Raw genomic sequence first — 17,935 nt, 5'->3', positions numbered from 1 at the left:
CCCTCAGTCGCCGGTGCTGATCAGTTCGGGCTCGCGCTCGCCCGCCTGCGCGGCCGGGGGCCTGCCCGGCAGGAACGCGGCGACGACGACGGCGCCGACCAGCGCGACACCCGTACCCCACAGGGCGGTGACGTGCATGGCGTGCAGGAAGGCGTCGTGGGCGGGCGTGACGAGGGCCTGGCCGCGCGGGCCGAGCTTCTCCGCGATGCCGAGGGTGGCCTCGATGGACTCGCCCGCGGTGTCGCGCAGGCCGGGCGGCAGCGCGCCGAGCTTGTCCTCGATGCCGTTGCGGTAGGAGGTGGCGAGCACCGAGCCGAGTACGGCGATGCCGAGGGCGCCGCCGACCTGGCGGAACGTGTTGCTGAGCGCGGAGGCGGAGCCGGCCTTCTCGCGGGGCAGGGCCTGCATGATCACGACCGAGGTCGGGGTCATGATGTGCGCCATGCCGGTGCCCATGAGGAAGAAGACGACCTCCAGCAGCCAGATGGGCGTGTCGGCCTCGAAGGTGGCGAACGCGGCCAGGGTGGCGGCGATCAGCAGCATGCCCGCGGTGGTGGTGGCCTTGTTGCCGAACCGGTCGACCAGCAGCCGGGCGCGCGGCGCGAAGATCATCTGCGCGGCGGCCAGCGGCAGCATCAGCAGGCCGGACTCCAGCGGTGAGTAGCCGCGCACGCTCTGGGTGTAGAAGACGCCGAAGAACGTGACGCCCATCAGCGCGAAGAAGACCAGCGCGATGGCGGCCATGGCGGCCGAGAAGACCTTGTTGCGGAAGTAGGTCACGTCCAGCGAGGGGTGGTCGCTGCGCTTCTCGTGGACCACGAAGCCGATCAGCACGACGACACCGGCGATGATCGTGGCCAGCACCTTGGCATCGGTGAAGTCGGCCAGCTCGCCGCCCTTGATGATGCCGTAGACCAGCAGGACCAGGCCGAGCACGGAGAGCACCACGCCGACGGGGTCCAGGCGGCCGGGCTTGGGGTCGCGCGAGTCGGGGACCAGCCAGACCATCAGGGCGAGGGCGACCAGCACGATGGGCACGTTGATCAGGAAGACCGAGCCCCACCAGAAGTGGTCCAGCAGCGCGCCGCCGGTGATCGGGCCGATGGCGATGGCGAGACCGACGCCGCCCGCCCAGATGCCGATGGCCTTGGGCTGCTCGGAGCGCTCGAAGACGTTCATCAGCACGGCCAGGGTGGCGGGCATGACGAAGGCGGCACCGAGGGCCATCACGGCGCGGTAGGTGATCAGCTGGCCCGGCGAGCCGGACTCGGCGGCCAGCGCGGAGCCGATGCCGAACACCACGAGCCCGCCGAGCAGCACCTTCTTGCGGCCGAGCCGGTCACCGATGAGCCCGGCGGTGAAGAGCAGACCGGCGAAGACCAGCGTGTACGAGTTGATCGCCCACTCGATCTCGCTCTGCGTGGCGCCCAGACCGGTCGGCGCCGGGGTGGCGATGGTCTTGATGGCGACGTTCAGGATCGAGTTGTCGAGCACCACGATGAGCAGGCTCAGCATCAGCACGCCGAGGATCGCCCAGCGGCGCCGGTGCACGGCTTCCGGTATCCGGGGGGCAGGGACGGAGGTTGTCATGTGCCCGATCGTAGTGGCATTCCAATACGGAACCGTCTCGTATCTGAATTCCTTTGCCGAGGTATTGCGCGGTGAGGCACTCGGTGTGGGGGTCCCCTGGCCACCTCCGGCACGAAGTGCCACCATGGAGACGATCCGGGGACGCCGAAAGGGCGCCTCGAGATGAACTGAAGGAGCCGTTGCCATGACGCAGCTCTCGGCTGCCCAGACGAAGCCCTCCGACGGCAAGACGCTGTACGGAGGAAAGGGCACCCGCCGCATCACGGTCCGCGACATCGCCCTCGCCAAGGAGCGGGGCGAGAAGTGGCCCATGCTCACCGCCTACGACGCGATGACCGCCTCCGTCTTCGACGAGTCGGGCATCCCCGTCCTCCTCGTGGGCGACTCGGCGGGCAACTGCCATCTCGGCTACGAGACCACCGTGCCGGTCACCCTCGACGAGATGACCATGCTCTCCGCCGCCGTCGTACGCGGCACCAGCCGCGCCCTGATCGTCGGCGACCTCCCCTTCGGCTCCTACCAGGAGGGTCCGGTGCAGGCGCTGCGCTCGGCGACCCGGCTGGTCAAGGAGGCCGGGGTGGGCGCGGTCAAGCTCGAGGGCGGCGAGCGGTCGCACGAACAGATCCGGCTGCTGGTCGAGTCCGGCATCCCGGTGATGGCGCACATCGGCCTCACCCCGCAGTCCGTCAACGCCATGGGCTACCGGGTCCAGGGGCGCGGCGAGGAGGCGGCCCAGCAGCTGCTCCGCGACGCGAAGGCGGTGCAGGACGCGGGCGCGTTCGCGGTCGTGCTGGAGCTGGTCCCGGCGGAACTCGCCGCCGAGGTCACCCGCGTCCTCCACATCCCGACGGTCGGCATCGGCGCGGGCCCGGACACCGACGCGCAGGTCCTCGTCTGGACCGACATGCTCGGTCTGACCTCGGGCCGGGTCCCGAAGTTCGTCAAGAAGTACGCGGCGCTCCGTGAGGTCATGGGCGACGCGGCCAAGTCCTTCGCGGAGGACGTCGTCGGCGGAACGTTCCCGCTGGACGAGCACTCCGTCCACTAGCCACTGCGGCACCACCAAGGGCAGCCCGCCGATCTTCCCCCTATCGGCGGGCTGCCCTGTGGTTTCCGGGCTCGGCGGTCTACTCGGCTGCGCCGGCGGCCGCCACCAGCTCGCGCACGCCCGTCACCCTCGGGTGCCGGGCCCGCAGGTCGCTGACGATCTGCCGGATCGCCGGCCGGTCACGGACCTCGCCGGGAGAGACGCGCACCGCCGACAGCAGCTCGGCGGCCGTCTGCTCCGCCTTGCCCCACTGCCACCACGCCCGCCCGAGGTCGGTGTGCATCCTGCCCTTGCGCTCGGCGGTGGTGAACTGTCCCTCGCGCAGACCCCGGCCTGCCTCCAGCGCGGCGCCCGCGTCCCCGAGGGCCCAGTGCACGCCGACGGAGTACAGGTCCACGGCTGCCGGGGTGATGGGGAAGAGCCGCCCCCTCGGGGCCACGCCGGGAAGGGCCCGAGCGGCCCGCGCGGCGTCGCGGATCATGGTGAGGGCCTGGTCACGAACGCCGGCACGTGCCGCGGTGTACGAGGTGGTGCACAGCATCTGCGCGTAAGCCGAGCGCTGCGCGTCCGTTCGCAGCCCGGTCTCCTCGACCTTGGCCACCGCGTCGAGGATGTGGCGCTCGGCAGCGGCGGGCTGGTCCTGATGGCGCAGCACGATGCTCAGCTCCCGAGCCGCGGCGGCAGCGGCGAGCGGCGACCCCGACCACTCCGCGTACAGCGCCGCACGATCCGCGGCCAGCCGGGAGTCCGTGTAGCGGCCGACCTTCGTCAGTACCCGGCCGGCCAGGCTGTAGGCGGTCGAGAGGCGGGCGAGCGGCATCTCCTCGTGCGCGGGTGACGCGGCGTGACGGGCGTCGGCGAGCAGGCCCGGCAGTACGCGCAGCAACTCGGAGTTCTGTCCGGCGTCGAAGAGTACGCGAGCGGCGGCCAGCCGTGAGTCGAGAGGTACGGGCGACCCGGTGGGATCGGGAATGCTCGCCAGAGCGTCGCTCACCCCCGCCAGGAGGGAGGCTGGAACCGCCAGGCCGGTGGCGGTGAGCAACCTGCGGCGGCGCATGGGGTCCTCCTCGGCACAGCGTGGCCCGTCCGGGCGGCGCGCATGAACATGTCCAAGTTGGCCTTGCGGCCCCTGCGTTCCAGCCGGGAGACGGTGGCTGCCGGGTGGCCGATCCGGGCACCGAAGTCTTTGAGGCGCCAGCTACGTCCCACCCCGCGTTCATCCGGCTTCTCCCGTGCGAAGATCCGACACTGTGCGGCCACCCACCGTAATGGCTCGGCGGCCCTGCGTGTGCACCGTCCTTGGATTTCCTTCCCGAACTTGCGGATGCTGCAAGGCGTTTACACGCCCTGTCGGTCGATCACACGGCCGTCGTGCCGGCGGTGTCCTCGAACAGTGTCCACAGCGAGGGTGCTCACACGCTCACTTCACCCTCCCCGAGGAGAACGAGGTGTTCCTCGCCCACCCCGTGATGGGCGCCGGACGCAGGAACCGGCCAACGCGGCGCAGTCCGGCTGGGCCGAGGATGAGGACGGGCGCCGGCGCATCGTTCACTACCGGTACCGGTTCGACATCGACTACACGTTCCCCGTCCCGCGTCTGGTCCTCGCCGACCTGTACCTGTACACGTCGGTACGTGCCCCGGCGGCCGAGATCGACGCGTACCGCAGTGACGTGCGGGCCTGGCTCACCGAGGGCCGCTGGCGGCAGACCGACGACGACGTGTGGTCCAAGGGCGACCTGCGGGTCACCGTCACCCCCTACGAGATCCACCCGCAGGACGAACGTGCCGCCCGGAACACCCCCGGGGGGTTCAGCTCGTTGGATGTGGTCTTCGTCTCTGAGGACTTCCAAGTGACGCGCACCGTACGGCAGATGCCGTGGAACGTGCTGTCGGGTGGCATCCGCGTCAAGGACAGGCGTGGTAACCCGCGTTACGCGGACGACCTGGGCGAACTGAAGGACCATCTGCCGTTCCAGGTCGAGCTGGGCTGCGGCACGAGCGTCGAGGCCGGGGTGCCTCCGCTGCACTTCCTGCACCGGGTGTACCGGGTCACCGAGCGCACCGACGACGTCATGAAGGAGACGCACCCCTTCGTCCTGAGTCCGCAGAAGGACACCCTGGTCAGGGAGTTGCTGCTCGACGCCACCGCGAAGGCGGACGAACTGGTCGCGATGTTCCGCGCGAGCTTCCTCGCCCGGCCGACGCTCGCGCACCATGCGCTGAAGGCCCTGCACGACGCCGGGCACATGGTGGGCCCGGTCCTCCAGCACAACTTCGACCTGCTCGCCGCGCGAGCCGGGCTCGCCGAGTGCTTCGTACGCCGCTACGACCAGAAGATCCCGCCCGTGCCGCTCCTGGCCGAGGCCAGGGCACTGCTGGTGATCGGTCTGCACGCCGACCGGCGGTCGATCGAGAAGCGCGCCCGGGAGCGTGGGATGAAGGTGTTCTTCGTGGACACCGAGGGCCTTCACGAGTTCGGCCGGTACCTGCCCTACCCGTTGGAGGGACCGCAGGACGGTGACGTGGTCGTGCGGGCCGCGGCCATCCCCACGCTGGTCGAGCTGTGCCGTCAACTCGGTGTGGAGCTCGCGGTACAGCCCCGCTTCACCCACGTCCCCCGTTGATCGAACACCGCAACGAACAGGCATACGACCCGATTTGGACCCCGCGTGACAGCCGATAGCGTGCGGGGGCCCACCTGGTCCGGTGGGCCCCCGACCAGGCGAGGACGACCTGCGATGCGCGTTTCCGTGATCGGCTGTGGACACCTCGGCATCCCGCACGCGGCGGCGATGGCTGAACTCGGCCATGAGGTGATCGGCGTGGATGTCGACCGGGCGAAGGTCGACCGGCTCAACGCCGGCGAGTGCCCCATCTACGAGACCGGGCTGCCGGAACTGCTCACCCGGCACACCGAGAGCGGGCATCTGCGCTTCACCACCGACGTCGGCGAGGCCGCCGGCTTCGCCGAGCTGCACTTCATCGGCGTCGGCACCCCCATCGACGCCGACGGCCGCTCGTACGACACCGCGCAGGTCTTCGGCGCGATCCGCCGGCTCGCCCCGCATCTGGGCCGACCGTGCGCCATCGTGGGCAAGAGCACGGTCTCCGTGGGCACCACCGCGCAGGTCACCGCTCTCGCCCAGCGGCTCGCCCCGGCCGGGAAGGGCGTGGAGGTCGTGTGGAACCCCGAGTTCCTGCGCGAGGGCCACGCCGTGGAGGACACCCTGCGCCCGGACCGTCTCATCGCGGGCGTCACCACCGCGGAGGGTGAGAAGGCGATCCGCGCCGTGTACGCCGGGATCATCGACGCCGGGGTGCCGATCTTCATCACCGACCCGCAGACCGCCGAACTGGCCAAGGGCGCCGCGAACACCTACCTCGGCCTGAAGATCAGCTACATCAACGCCGTCGCCGACATGTGCGAGGCCGCGGGCGGCGACGTCGCCCAGATCGTGGACATCCTCGGTATCGACCCGCGGATCGGCAGCGCAGGGATGCGGCCGGGCATCGGCTACGGCGGCGGGTGCCTGCCCAAGGACGTACGCGCCTTCACCGCCTCCGCGCGGGCCCTCGGCGCCGACGCCGCCGCCTCCCTCCTGCGGGCGGCGGAGGTGATCAACGAACAGCGCACGGACGTCGCTCTTGGGCTCATCACCCGCGCCTTGGGGGAGCGGCCGGTCAGTGGTGCCCAAATCACCGTGTGGGGCGCCGCGTTCAAGCCGGGCACCAACGATGTCCGCGAATCCCCGGCCCTCGCCCTGGCCCAGGCTCTCCAGCAGGCGGGCGGGGTCGTCACCGTGCACGACCCGCAAGCCGTGCCCACGGCGATGGACCGCAACCCCGAGCTGGAGTACACCGACGACCTGGCCGGCTCCCTCGACGGCGCCGACCTCGTCGTACTGGCCACCGAGTGGCCCGAGTACCGGCAGGCCGACCCCCGCACCCTGGCCGCCCGACCGGCCAACGCTCTCCTCGTCGACTGCCGCACCACCCTGGACCCCGAGCCCTGGCGAGCGGCGGGCTGGACCGTCCACCAGCTCGGGCGCCCGGAGAAGTAGTACGAGAGCGCCACGGCAGGACGCCACCGCCCCCGGATACCCTGCCCCCCGGAGCCTGTTCGGGAGGGGTCATGGCGAAGGTCACCATCAGTCTGGACGCGGATCTGGCCATCGAGGTCATGCTGCTGGCCGGTACGAAGAGCCCGCAGGACGCGGTCGAGTTGATCGTCCGAGACTACCTGGCGCGGGGGCACCGCACCGAGGCCCGTACCGGGAACGCCGCCGACCAGGAGCGCCTCGCGGACCGGCGGTCGGCGCCGGAAGAGGGGCGGTGAGTGCCGCGGTCGTCCTGAGCAAGGACGATCTTCGCGCGGTGACCGCCTTCGCCGCCGCCTCCGCCGAGACCGTGCTGGGGATCTTCGAGGCCGATCAGCCCGGCGACCCGCGGCCTCGGGAGGCCATCGACGCCGCGTGGGCGTTCGCCCGCGGCGGCGAGCGGGGGAAGGCGCTGCGGGACACGGCGTGGGCGGCGCTCAAGGCCGCCCAGAACGCGCACACGGCGGCCGGGCGAGAGGCGGCGCGGGCGGCGATGGCCGCGGCCGGGGCCGCCTATCTGCATCCGCTGGCCAAGGCCACCCAGGTCAAGCACATCCTCGGGGCCGGGGCGCATGCGGCTAGGGCGGCCGAGCTGGCCGCCGGTGAGAGCGCGGCCGACCAGCTCGAACGGACGGCGCGGCGGGCGACACCCGTCGTGGTCGACGTGCTCACCCGCTACCCGGCCGCCCCCGACGGCGGCGGCCGGGTGGGCGAGCTGACCCGCCTGCTGAATGCCGCCCTGCGCGCACGCCCCGCGTAGCTACGCGCGCTCCCGCCACCCGTTGGTGATCGGCAGCCGCCGGTCCTTGCCGAAGCCCTTGGCGGAGATCTTGGTGCCCGGCGGGTACTGGCGGCGCTTGTACTCGGCGGTGTCGACCATGCGGAGAATCCGCACCACCAGGTCACGGTCGAAGCCCGCCGCCACGATCGCGTCGGCGCCCTGGTCGTGGTCCACGTAGAGGTCGAGGATCGCGTCCAGGACGGGATAGTCCGGCAGGGAGTCGGTGTCGACCTGGCCGGGGCGCAGCTCCGCGCTCGGCGGCTTGCTGATCGAGTTCTCCGGGATCGGCGGGGTCTCGCCGCGCTCCTCGGCGGCCCGGTTGCGGTAGCGGGCCAGCTGGAACACCGAGGACTTGTACACGTCCTTGATCGGGCCGTACGCGCCCACCGAGTCGCCGTACAGCGTCGAATAGCCCACCGCCAGCTCGGACTTGTTGCCCGGCGCCAGCACGAGGTGGCCCTCCTGGTTGGACACCGCCATCAGCAGCGTGCCGCGCAGCCGCGACTGGAGGTTCTCCTCCGCCAGCCCGCTCAGGCCGAGCGCGCCCATGTACGCGTCGAACATCGGCTCGATCGACACCGTACGGAAGTCGAGCCCGGTGCGCCGGGCCAGCTCGGCCGCGTCGCCTCGGGAGTGCTCGGAGGAGTACTTCGACGGCATCGAGATCCCGTACACGTTCTCCGGGCCCACCGCGTCGCAGGCGATCGCGGCCACCAGCGCCGAGTCGATGCCGCCGGACAGGCCGATCAGCACCGAGCGGAAGCCGTTCTTGACGACGTACGCCCGCAGGCCCGTCACCAGCGCGCCGTAGACCTCGGCGTCGTCGTCCAGCCACGTGGCGCGGCCGCCGGTGAACTCCGGCTCGTACGGCGGCACGGGCTCCGAGGAGAGGATCACGCGGTCGATGCGCAGCCCGTCGTCCACGACACCGGTGGGCGCGTCCGGGTCGGCGGCGGGCAGGTCCAGGTCCAGCAGCAGACAGGTCTCCTCGAACTGCGGCGCCCGCGCGATCACCTCGCCGTCCGCGCCGACCACGATCGAGTCGCCGTCGAAGACCAGCTCGTCCTGGCCGCCGGTCATGGCGAGGTAGGCGGTGGTGCAGCCCGCCTCCTGGGCCCGCTTGCGGACCAGCTCCAGCCGGGTGTCGTCCTTGTCCCGCTCGTACGGCGAGGCGTTCACCGAGAGCAGCAGGCCCGCGTGGGCCGAGCGGGCGGCGGGGACGCGGCCGCCGTCCTGCCAGAGGTCCTCGCAGATGGCGAGCGCCACGTCCACCCCGTGCACCCGGATCACCGGCATGGTGTCGCCGGGCACGAAGTAGCGGAACTCGTCGAAGACGCCGTAGTTCGGCAGATGGTGCTTGGCGAAGGTGAGGACCACCTCGCCCCGGTACAGCACCGACGCCGCGTTCTGCGGGGCACCGGCGGGCTGGCCGTACCTGGGCTGCGCGGTCGCCGAGCGGTCGAGGTGGCCGACGACCACCGGCACCTCGCCGAGCCCCTCCTCGGCCAGCCGGGCGGCCAGGGTGCGCACGGCGGCGCGGGAGGCTTCGACGAAGGAGGAGCGCAGGGCGAGGTCCTCCACGGGATACCCGGTCAGCACCATCTCCGGGAACGCGACCAGCCGCGCTCCCGCCTCGGCCGACCGCCGGGTGCGGCGGAGGACCGACTCGGTGTTGCCGGCGATGTCGCCGACCCGGGCATCGATCTGATTCAGGGCGAGACGAAGTTGAGGCACCCCGCCAGTGTAATCGTCAGAGCGACGCGATGTAGGGGCGTGAGGTGTTCCGCCACCTCACGCCCCCGTCAGCTCACGCTCACCGCCTACCGCGGATCAGTGGCCCTTGTACGACTGCACGTAGCCGTTCGCGGGGGAACCCACGCCGGTCACGTCGTCGTAGCCCTTCACCGCGTGCAGCGAACTGTCCTTGCCGAGGCTGCGGACCGAGGTCGCCAGGCCGCCCTTGTCGTCCACGCCGTTCAGGAAGTCGACGCGGGCGACCGCGAGGTCGGAGCCGGTCGGCTTGTCCGTGACGTCGTGGAAGACGCCCTTCTTGCCGTAGCGCTGGTAGATCGACGGGTTGGCGAAGCCGATCGCCTTGCCGCCGCGCGCCTCCTGCGCCAGCGCCTGGACCGCCGCGATCACCGGGGCGGCCAGCGAGGTGCCGCCGATGCGGTACTCGCCGTAGCTCTCACTGCCGTCCGGGAAGACCTGGGTGATGCCCTCCAGGAAGCCGGTGTTCGGGTCGGCCACGGCCGAGATGTCCGGGACCACGCGGTTGCCGGTCTTGTGGTGCACTCCGGCCAGCGAGCCCGGGACGACGCCCTTCTGGTAGTAGGGCTCCGCCACCGTACGGCTGGTGCCGCCGCCCGCGCCCGAGGTGAAGGCGCCGGGGAAGCCGGTCCAGCTCTTGCCGTCGGCCGACAGGGTCGCCTTCTCGGTGCCCCAGCCGGTCTCGAACTGGTACGTGTCGCGCTTGCCCACGGCCAGCGACGTACCGCCGACCGCGGTCACCCAGGCGGAGTTGGCCGGGGTGTCGACCTGCTTCACGCCGGGCTTGGTGTCCGTGGCGGTGTTGGCCACCTCGTCGCCGTCGTCACCCGAGGAGAAGTAGAAGCCGATGCCCTGCACGGCGCCGAGCTGGAACACCTGGTCGTACGCGGCGGCCAGGTCCGGCGTCTGGTTGGCCTCGATGTCGCCCCAGGAGTTGGAGACGATGTCGGCCAGGTGACTGTCCACGACCTTGCTCAGCGAGTCGAGCAGGTCGTCGTCGTTGCAGGACGCGGCGCCCACGTAGGTGACGTCGGCGTTCGGCGCCACCGCGTGCACGGCCTCGACGTCGAGGGTCTCCTCGCCGTACCAGCCGGAGGCGTCGCACTCGTCGGCCCCGGTGTGCGTGTACTTCTTCGGCAGCACCTGGTGCAGCTGGCCGGTCTTCCAGGCCGCGTCACCGTTGCGCTTGGCGTAGGTGCCCGCGTCGAAGGCGATGGTCGGCGAGGCGTAGGCGTCCGTGATGGCGACCCGGACGTGCTTGCCGGTGTACGCGCCCGCGCCGTAGGCCGCCCGCAACTGCTTGCCGGTGTAGCCCTTGATCGCGTACGGGATCTTCTTGCCGTACGCGTCCGGCAGCTTGGTCGCGACGTTCGAGCCGTAGTACGAGGAGAACGGACCGGCGTTCACGAACGCGGCCGCCGGGCCGGGCAGTTGGTCGGCGACGTGCGACTGGTGCGGGGCGTTGTCCAGACCGGTGACGGTCAGGACGGCACCCTTCAGCCCGGCCGGTACGGACGCCGTCTGCTGCGGTGCACGGTAAGTCCGCGCGCCCTTGGTGTAGTTGTGGAGCTGCGTGCCGAAAGCCTTCTCGGCGGCGGCCACGTCACCGGAGACGGTGACGTAGTGCGCGGTGACCCCGGTGACCGTCAGACCGGCCGACTTCAGCCAGGACTTGACGGCGCTCACCTGGGCCTTGGTGGCCCCGAAGCGGGCCTGCGCCTGCTGGGCGGTGAGGTGCTTGCCGTACAGCGGCGAGGCCGGGTCGGAGACGGCCTTGGCGTAGGCGGCCAGTCCGGCCGCGTCCCGCCCGGCGAGGTAGACACGGGCCTGCACCTGGGCGCTGTCGGCGGTGGCGCCCTTGTCCGCCTTCGCCGTGGCCCACAGCGGCCGGGTGCCCGTCAGCGCGTTGCGCGCCGGGCCGTCCGCGTGGGCCGCCGGTATGCCGAGCGCCAGCGCCCCGGCGATCATCGGCAGCGTCGCCGCCATGCTCACACCGGCGCGCGTCTTGGCGCGGTTGGATCTCATAGAACCCCCTGCGATGCGTTTCGCATGCATGTCGTGGTCGGAACGTCGCGGATGCGCGCCGGTGAAGCGGCGGTGTCGACCGGCGTGGAGATCGCACGATGGGGGCCACTCTGGCCGATGAACCGTTCATGTCAGGGGAAGCTAAAGGTCAAGAGAACCTCAAGTAACCATGGAAGGAACCGACTTGGCTCGAATCAGTCGCACCTGAGCGGACGCGCCCATCACGAACGAGCCGACGCGCCCCGCTTCTTGAGCATGTCGGCCATCAGCTGGATCTCCGACCGCTGGGCGTCGACCATCCCGCGCGCGAGCCGCTGCTCCGGCCCCGCCGCACACCGGGCCACACACCCCTCGGCCATGTGCACCCCGCCCTTGTGGTGCTCCGTCATCAACTGGAGGTAGAACACCTCCGCAGCCCGCCCCTTGAGCGAACTCAACTTCTTCAGGTCGGAGTTGGTCGCCATGCCCGGCATCAGCGCGCCGTCCTGCCCGGGCGGCATGTCACCCATGCCCATCCAGGTCATCGGCGGCTTCGCGGACACCTTCGGCAGCCCCCACAGATCCAGCCAGCCCAGCAGCATCCCGCGCTGGTTGGCCTGGGTCTGCGCGATGTCGTACGCGAGCCGCCGCACCTCCTCGTCGTCGGTGCGGTCGCGCACCAGGTACGACATCTCCACGGCCTGGTGATGGTGCACGGCCATGTCCCGCGCGAACCCGGCGTCCACCGACTCCGCGCCCGGCACCGGTACGGCGACGGAGTCGCGCTCCCCGCCCGCCGCGTACCCCCCGGCCCCCGCCGCGACCACGGCCAGCAGCGCCGCACCGGCCGCCAAGCCGACGTACCCGCGCCTCACTTCATGACCCCACCCGTGCAGGGGGCGCCCGGCTCCGGGGTCTGCTCGCCCTGCACATAGGCGGCGAAGAACTTGTCGACCTCCGGGTCGGACGCGCTCTTGACGCTCACCTGGTGCCCCCACGCCGACAGGATCAGCGGCGCGTCCTGGTCCGCGTACGGGCTCATCAGCGAGTACGGCGTCCGCTTCACCTTGGCCGCGAGCGCGTCCACGTCCGCCTTCTTCGCCTTGTCGGTGTACGTCACCCAGACCGCGCCGTGCTCCAGCGCGTGCACCGCGTTCTCGTCCCGCACCGGCTTCGGGTACACGGTGCCGTCGCAGGTGAGCCACGCCGGGTTGTGGTTCCCGCCGACCGGCGGGTGCATCGGGTACGTCACCTCGGTGCTGACGTGGGTGCGCGACAGCTTGCCGGACCAGGTGCGTACCCCGTCCGCGCCGGTGGTGAAGTGCCCGGAGCCGCCCTTGGCGTCCGCGCTCGCGGCCGTGTCCTTGCCCTTGTCCTCGCCCGAGTCCGACTGGGAGCGCAGCAGCACCACCCCGCCCACGACCAGCCCGGCGACGACCACCATGCTCGCGGCGATGGCCAGCACCCGGTTGCGGCGCGAGCGGGCACGCTCGGCGCGCCGCATCTCCTCTATGCGCGCGGCGCGCGCGGAGGCGGGGCTGTGCTGGTCGGTACCCATGGGGCGTGTCCTTCCGCAGGGGCGGTCTAAAGGGTCCGCTGATCGTAGTGGGGGTGAAGGGCCGCGGGCAGGCGCGTGCGACAACCGGATAATTTGAACCGAGGATGCGCAATTACCTACGCTTCCGGTATGCGGCTGTTGCGCTCCACCGATCTCGCCCTGCGTGTCCTGATGCGGCTCGCGGTGAGCGACAGTGGCCCGACCACTCGCCAGGTCGCCGACGACATGGGCGTGCCCTACACCCATACCGCGAAGGTCGTCGCCGAACTCCAGCACCTCGGACTGCTGGAGACCCGCCGGGGCCGGGGCGGGGGGCTGTCCCTGACCGAGCAGGGCCGTACCGCCTCCGTCGGCGCGGTCGTCCGGTCCTTCGAGGGCGACGGTGACGTGGTCGACTGCGAGGGCCCCACCCCCTGCCCCCTGAACTCCGCCTGCCGCCTGCGCGGCGCCCTGCGCCGAGCCCAGGAGGCGTTCTTCGCCGCCCTGGACCCGGTCACGGTGACAGACATGGTCGCCGACCCCACGGGCCCCCTGCTGCTGGGCATCGCCGGCGGCCCGCCGACCCCCTAACTGGCCAGCCAGAGATCCGGCCCGAACACCTCGTAGTGGATGTCGGCCGGAGCCACCCCCTTCTCGACGAGCTGCGCCCGCACCGCCCGCATGAAGGGCAGCGGCCCGCACAGGTAGGCGCGAGTGCCGGACCTCACCGGAATCCCGGTGAGGTCCACGAGCCCCGTCCGGGCACCGTCGGAGGCGTCGCGCTCGTAGAAGAAGTGGCAGGCGGAGTCGGCCAGCTTGCCGGTGTACCGCTCGTGGTCGGCGCGCAGGGCGTGGTCGGCGGGGGAGCGGTCGCCGTGCACCACGGTGACCGGGCCGGGGTGGCCGTCCGCCGCGAGCGAGGCCAGCATCGCGACCATCGGGGTCACGCCGATCCCGGCGGAGGCGAGCAGGAGGGGGCGGGAGTCGCCGGGGTCGAGCACGAGATCCCCGTACGGCTCGGACAGCGTGACCCGGTCACCGATGCCCACGTGCGCGTGCAGGAACCCGGAGACCTCGCCCGCGACCCGCTTGACGCTGATCTGGCGCAGCCCGGCACCGGGGGCGCCGGAGAGGCTGTACTGCCGTATCTGGTGCGCCCCGTCGGGCAGATCCACACCCACGGACACGTACTGCCCCGCCCGGAACCCGGACACGAGCCCGCCGTCCACCGGCCGCAACCGCAGCGTGACCACGTCCGCGGTCTCCGGCACCCGCTCCACGACCTCCCACTCCCGCCCGCCGCCCCCGCCACTCTGCTCGTACAGCCCGCGCTCCAGGCCGATCAGGGTGCGGGCCATCAGCCAGTAGACCTCGTCCCAGGCGGCCGCGACCTCGGGGGTGACGGCGTCGCCCAGCACCTCGGCGATGGCGGCGAAGAGGTGCTCGTGGACGACGTCGTACTGCTCGGGGGCGATGCCCAGGGAGGCGTGCTTGTGCGCGATACGGCCGAGCAGCGCGTCCGGCCGCCGGTCCGGGTGCTCCAGCAGCATCGTGGCGAAGGCGGCGACGGACCCGGCGAGGGCCTGCTGCTGGGCGCCGGACGCCTGGTTGCCCCGGTTGAACAGGTTCCGCAGCAGCTCGGGGTGGGCGGCGAAGAGACGGGCGTAGAACCGCTCGGTGATCTCACCGATCGCGGCCCCCACGGCGGGCAGGGTGGCGCGAACGGTGGCGGAGGGAGACGAGGACAGCACGGAGAGGACTCCTTAATTGGTATATCAGATGCCAATTAAAGCGCACGCGGCCGGGCCACCCGTTACGGATGGGGCCGTGAGCATGCAAGATGGGCGTGGGAGAGGTGCACCTGCCGTACGCGGGACGTTCAGTCCCCGGGCATCCGGCCGATCAAGGTCCGCAACGCGCGCGAAACGCCGATGTGGTGGGATGCTCAGGTGCCGACCGCCTCCCGTCGCACCACGGACAGGCGGCCTGACCAGCAAGGATGGGGAAGCGGAAGATGGACAAGCAGCAGGAGTTCGTGCTCCGGACCTTGGAGGAGCGCGACATCCGGTTCGTACGCCTGTGGTTCACGGACGTGCTGGGCTTCCTCAAGTCCGTCGCCGTGGCCCCCGCGGAGCTTGAGCAGGCGTTCGACGAGGGCATCGGCTTCGACGGCTCGGCCATCGAGGGCTTCGCCCGCGTCTACGAGTCCGACATGATCGCCAAGCCGGACCCCTCGACCTTCCAGGTCCTGCCCTGGCGCGCGGAGGCCCCCGGCACCGCCCGCATGTTCTGCGACATCCTGATGCCGGACGGCTCCCCGTCCTTCGCCGACCCGCGCTACGTCCTCAAGCGCGCGCTGGCCCGCACCTCCGACCTGGGGTTCACCTTCTACACCCACCCGGAGATCGAGTTCTTCCTGCTGAAGAACAAGCCGACCGACGGCAGCCGCCCCACCCCGGCCGACAACTCCGGCTACTTCGACCACACCCCGCAGAACGTCGGCATGGACTTCCGCCGCCAGGCGATCACCATGCTGGAGTCGATGGGCATCTCGGTGGAGTTCTCCCACCACGAGGGCGGCCCCGGCCAGCAGGAGATCGACCTGCGCTACGCCGACGCCCTCTCCACGGCGGACAACATCATGACGTTCCGCCTGGTCATGAAGCAGGTCGCGCTGGAGCAGGGGGTCCAGGCGACCTTCATGCCGAAGCCGTTCTCGGAGTTCCCCGGCTCGGGCATGCACACCCACCTCTCCCTCTTCGAGGGCGACCGGAACGCGTTCTACGAGTCCGGCTCGGAGTACCAGCTCTCCAAGGTCGGCCGCTCCTTCATCGCGGGCCTGCTGCGGCACGCGGCGGAGATTTCGGCGGTCACCAACCAGTGGGTCAACTCCTACAAGCGCATCTGGGGCGGCTCGGAGCGCACGGCGGGCGCGGGCGGCGAGGCCCCCTCGTACATCTGCTGGGGCCACAACAACCGCTCGGCCCTCGTCCGGGTCCCGATGTACAAGCCCGGCAAGACGGGCTCGGCCCGCGTGGAGGTCCGCTCCCTCGACTCGGGCACCAACCCCTACCTCGCCTACGCGGTCCTCCTGGCCGCCGGCCTCAAGGGCATCGAAGAGGGCTACGAACTCCCGCCGGGCGCGGAGGACGACGTCTGGGCCCTTTCGGACGCGGAACGCCGAGCAATGGGCATCGAACCCCTCCCGCAAAACCTCGGCGAGGCCCTCACCCTCATGGAACGCAGCGACCTGGTAGCCGAAACCCTCGGCGAGCACGTTTTCGACTTCTTCCTCCGCAACAAGCGCCAGGAGTGGGAGGAATACAGGAGCGAGGTCACGGCCTTCGAACTCCGCAAGAACCTGCCGGTGCTGTAGGGCGGTTCAAGAGCGCCCGCCGGACTCAGGAACGGCTCTTCCGGCGGGCGCGCAAGGCGAGGACCGCCAGCAGCACTCCGCATGCCACACCGACCGATGCCATCACGATCGACGGCACGTCACCCCTGACCACTCCGACCATGCACCCCCACGACCCCACGAGAATCAGGATCGCGGAGAAGATCAACGTCTTCCGTATCGCGTCATCTGTGGACACGCGGCCCCTCCCCATCCCCGCCACCACGGTCGGCCAGTCAAAAAGCCGATCCCGACCACCACGCTGCACCCCTTTTACCCCCAGGGTGCATCCGTAAGCCGCTGCCCGCGGCCCTCCACCGGTCAGCGCAGCGGCTGCCCGATCCCGATCAGATTCCCCTCACTGTCGCGGAACCAGACGGCCCGTTCCCCATGGGATGCCTTGCTCGGATAGTTGCCCTCGACGACGGCGATACCGCGCTCATCGGTCCGGAATCCAGGCGCATCGACATCCTCGAACTGCACCCCGCGCGACCGCAACTCATCCACCACGACATCGAGGTCGTCCACCTCCCACCCCATCTGGGTAAAGGTGCCGGGTGAGGCCCCGGTGGACTGAAAAACCGCGAAAAACGAATCCCCACACCGATAAAGCAGCCCCCCGGGCCGCTCATCGACGGGCTCCAGCCCGAGCTTCTCGGAATAGAACCGCCGAGCCCGCGCAAGATCCCGCGCAGGCAACCGAGTAGCAACAGACCCGCGCCCCAAGGCCCCGCTCACGACTCCCGCCCCGCGGCAAGCTGAGCGAGCACCTGATGAAGCGGCTCAGCGGCGACGAATTCCAGAGCCATATCCATCACGAGACGTAAGCCCTCTCCATCTGGAACCAGTGGTACAGGAGCTGTACCATGCCCCCATGGCTCTGAAACGCACGAACGTCTACGCGGACGACAGCGACTTGGCGCTGATCAAGGAGGCGGCGGCCAGGCTGGGCCTCTCGGAGGCGGAGATAATCCGCGAGGGCATTCACCGCATCGCACTTGCGCACCGAGTCTGGGACGAACCGTTCGTGGCGGACGAGGAGACCTTCGACCTCGGCGAGCCGATGGACCGGGACGAGGTCACCAGAACAGTGACCGAGGCATACGAGGCACGCGAGCATCGGAACAGGAACCACGCTGCGTGATCGCCATCGCCGACACCTCGGGCATCCTCGCCTTGTACAACCGCTCGGACCCGGCACACACAGCGGTCAAGAAGGCGGCCGACCAGTGCGGCGTCCTGGTGGCAACACCGATGGCCCTCACCGAGGTTCACCAGGTGGCCACCAGCAGAGCGGGCCGCAGAGCGGCGGACTCGATCCTGCGCAGCCTCACCAACAGGGTGAGCGAGATGCGCCTGATCCTGGCGAACCCCACCCCGGAGACCCTGGACGCCGCACTGACCGTAAGAGCCCGCTACCAGGCCCTGGACCTGGACTTGGTGGACGCGATGAACGTGGCCCTGGCAGCCGAGTACGGGACGGACGCCATCCTCACCAGAGACCTGCGCGACTTCAGGACCGTACGCCCCCTGAACGGCAAGCACACCCACTTCCGAGTCCTGCCGGACGACCTCTGAGCACACCCCACGATCCCGCACCCGCAAACGGCGGCAAGGGGACGTGTCGGGGGGTGTCCGCCCGCAGCGGCCGGCGAAACACCGAGTTCAGCGCATCGTAGAAACGTAAGTCGCCGGACCGAGGACGGATACCC

Annotated in this window: 17 protein-coding genes; 9 read left to right on the top strand and 8 right to left on the bottom strand. The window is 70.6% G+C overall.

Translation table 11 applies throughout. The features are described from left to right. Positions 1-3: 3 nt before the first annotated feature. Positions 4-1,590 (bottom strand): MFS transporter, encoded by a 1,587-nt coding sequence (locus ACIPPM_RS09400; protein WP_401445054.1) that lies wholly within the window; start codon positions 1,588-1,590, stop codon positions 4-6. Positions 1,591-1,774: 184 nt separating this feature from the next. On the opposite strand from ACIPPM_RS09400, the gene panB reads away from it, so the two are divergent. After that, complete coding sequence (gene panB / locus ACIPPM_RS09395) at positions 1,775-2,638, top strand: 3-methyl-2-oxobutanoate hydroxymethyltransferase (protein ID WP_031179807.1); 864 nt, start codon at positions 1,775-1,777, stop codon at positions 2,636-2,638. A 79-nt stretch (positions 2,639-2,717) separates the two neighbouring features. On the opposite strand, the gene ACIPPM_RS09390 is transcribed toward panB, so the two are convergent. Then, entirely contained in the window at positions 2,718-3,695 is a 978-nt protein-coding gene (locus ACIPPM_RS09390; protein ID WP_401445052.1) for a transcriptional regulator, read from the bottom strand. Positions 3,696-4,310: 615 nt separating this feature from the next. On the opposite strand from ACIPPM_RS09390, the gene ACIPPM_RS09385 reads away from it, so the two are divergent. The 4 genes from ACIPPM_RS09385 to ACIPPM_RS09370 all read left to right on the top strand — a co-directional run bounded on the left by ACIPPM_RS09385 (position 4,311) and on the right by ACIPPM_RS09370 (position 7,497). Next, positions 4,311-5,264, top strand: a complete 954-nt coding sequence (locus tag ACIPPM_RS09385) for a hypothetical protein (RefSeq protein WP_401445049.1) — start codon at positions 4,311-4,313, stop codon at positions 5,262-5,264. 114 nt (positions 5,265-5,378) lie between these two features. Continuing rightward, entirely contained in the window at positions 5,379-6,701 is a 1,323-nt protein-coding gene (locus ACIPPM_RS09380; protein WP_401445047.1) for a UDP-glucose dehydrogenase family protein, read from the top strand. 71 nt (positions 6,702-6,772) lie between these two features. Beyond that, positions 6,773-6,976, top strand: a complete 204-nt coding sequence (locus ACIPPM_RS09375) for a hypothetical protein (protein WP_388992822.1) — start codon at positions 6,773-6,775, stop codon at positions 6,974-6,976. Next, complete coding sequence (locus ACIPPM_RS09370; RefSeq protein WP_401445043.1) at positions 6,973-7,497, top strand: putative immunity protein; 525 nt, start codon at positions 6,973-6,975, stop codon at positions 7,495-7,497. Before ACIPPM_RS09375 ends, ACIPPM_RS09370 begins: the two co-directional genes overlap by 4 nt. Here ACIPPM_RS09370 and ACIPPM_RS09365 read toward each other — a convergent pair whose 3' ends face one another. The 4 genes from ACIPPM_RS09365 to ACIPPM_RS09350 all read right to left on the bottom strand — a co-directional run bounded on the left by ACIPPM_RS09365 (position 7,498) and on the right by ACIPPM_RS09350 (position 12,850). After that, complete coding sequence (locus ACIPPM_RS09365) at positions 7,498-9,252, bottom strand: NAD+ synthase (protein ID WP_401445040.1); 1,755 nt, start codon at positions 9,250-9,252, stop codon at positions 7,498-7,500. A gap of 96 nt (positions 9,253-9,348) precedes the next feature. Then, the gene (locus ACIPPM_RS09360) at positions 9,349-11,313 is read right to left on the bottom strand and encodes a protease pro-enzyme activation domain-containing protein (RefSeq protein WP_401445038.1); all 1,965 of its coding nucleotides are present in this window, start codon (positions 11,311-11,313) and stop codon (positions 9,349-9,351) included. A gap of 221 nt (positions 11,314-11,534) precedes the next feature. Then, positions 11,535-12,167, bottom strand: a complete 633-nt coding sequence (locus ACIPPM_RS09355; protein WP_401445035.1) for a DUF305 domain-containing protein — start codon at positions 12,165-12,167, stop codon at positions 11,535-11,537. Further along, positions 12,164-12,850, bottom strand: a complete 687-nt coding sequence (locus tag ACIPPM_RS09350; RefSeq protein ID WP_401445032.1) for a DUF3105 domain-containing protein — start codon at positions 12,848-12,850, stop codon at positions 12,164-12,166. Before ACIPPM_RS09350 ends, ACIPPM_RS09355 begins: the two co-directional genes overlap by 4 nt. Positions 12,851-12,979: 129 nt before the next feature. Here ACIPPM_RS09350 and ACIPPM_RS09345 point away from each other — a divergent pair, with 129 nt between their 5' ends. Further along, on the top strand, positions 12,980-13,420 hold the full coding sequence (locus tag ACIPPM_RS09345) for an RrF2 family transcriptional regulator (RefSeq protein WP_401445030.1): 441 nt from the start codon (positions 12,980-12,982) through the stop codon (positions 13,418-13,420). Here the strand turns inward: ACIPPM_RS09345 and ACIPPM_RS09340 are convergent. Then, the gene (locus ACIPPM_RS09340; protein ID WP_401445028.1) at positions 13,417-14,580 is read right to left on the bottom strand and encodes a globin domain-containing protein; all 1,164 of its coding nucleotides are present in this window, start codon (positions 14,578-14,580) and stop codon (positions 13,417-13,419) included. The genes ACIPPM_RS09345 and ACIPPM_RS09340 overlap by 4 nt on opposite strands. A 263-nt stretch (positions 14,581-14,843) precedes the next feature. On the opposite strand from ACIPPM_RS09340, the gene ACIPPM_RS09335 reads away from it, so the two are divergent. Further along, the gene (locus ACIPPM_RS09335; protein WP_388992804.1) at positions 14,844-16,205 is read left to right on the top strand and encodes a glutamine synthetase family protein; all 1,362 of its coding nucleotides are present in this window, start codon (positions 14,844-14,846) and stop codon (positions 16,203-16,205) included. A 339-nt stretch (positions 16,206-16,544) separates the two neighbouring features. On the opposite strand, the gene ACIPPM_RS09330 is transcribed toward ACIPPM_RS09335, so the two are convergent. Beyond that, entirely contained in the window at positions 16,545-16,961 is a 417-nt protein-coding gene (locus ACIPPM_RS09330) for a VOC family protein (RefSeq protein WP_401445025.1), read from the bottom strand. A gap of 136 nt (positions 16,962-17,097) precedes the next feature. On the opposite strand from ACIPPM_RS09330, the gene ACIPPM_RS09325 reads away from it, so the two are divergent. Together ACIPPM_RS09325 and ACIPPM_RS09320 are read left to right on the top strand one after the other, a co-directional pair. After that, a complete protein-coding gene (locus ACIPPM_RS09325) occupies positions 17,098-17,367 on the top strand; it encodes a CopG family transcriptional regulator (protein WP_401445022.1) in 270 nt (89 codons plus the stop codon). After that, a complete protein-coding gene (locus ACIPPM_RS09320; RefSeq protein WP_401445020.1) occupies positions 17,364-17,801 on the top strand; it encodes a type II toxin-antitoxin system VapC family toxin in 438 nt (145 codons plus the stop codon). The genes ACIPPM_RS09325 and ACIPPM_RS09320 overlap by 4 nt, the downstream gene beginning before the upstream one ends. Positions 17,802-17,935 lie beyond the last annotated feature (134 nt).

Origin of the sequence: Streptomyces sp. NPDC090119 (assembly GCF_044747085.1) — a bacterium.
Lineage (GTDB): Bacteria > Actinomycetota > Actinomycetes > Streptomycetales > Streptomycetaceae > Streptomyces.
This window is presented reverse-complemented; position numbering and strand designations above follow the sequence as displayed.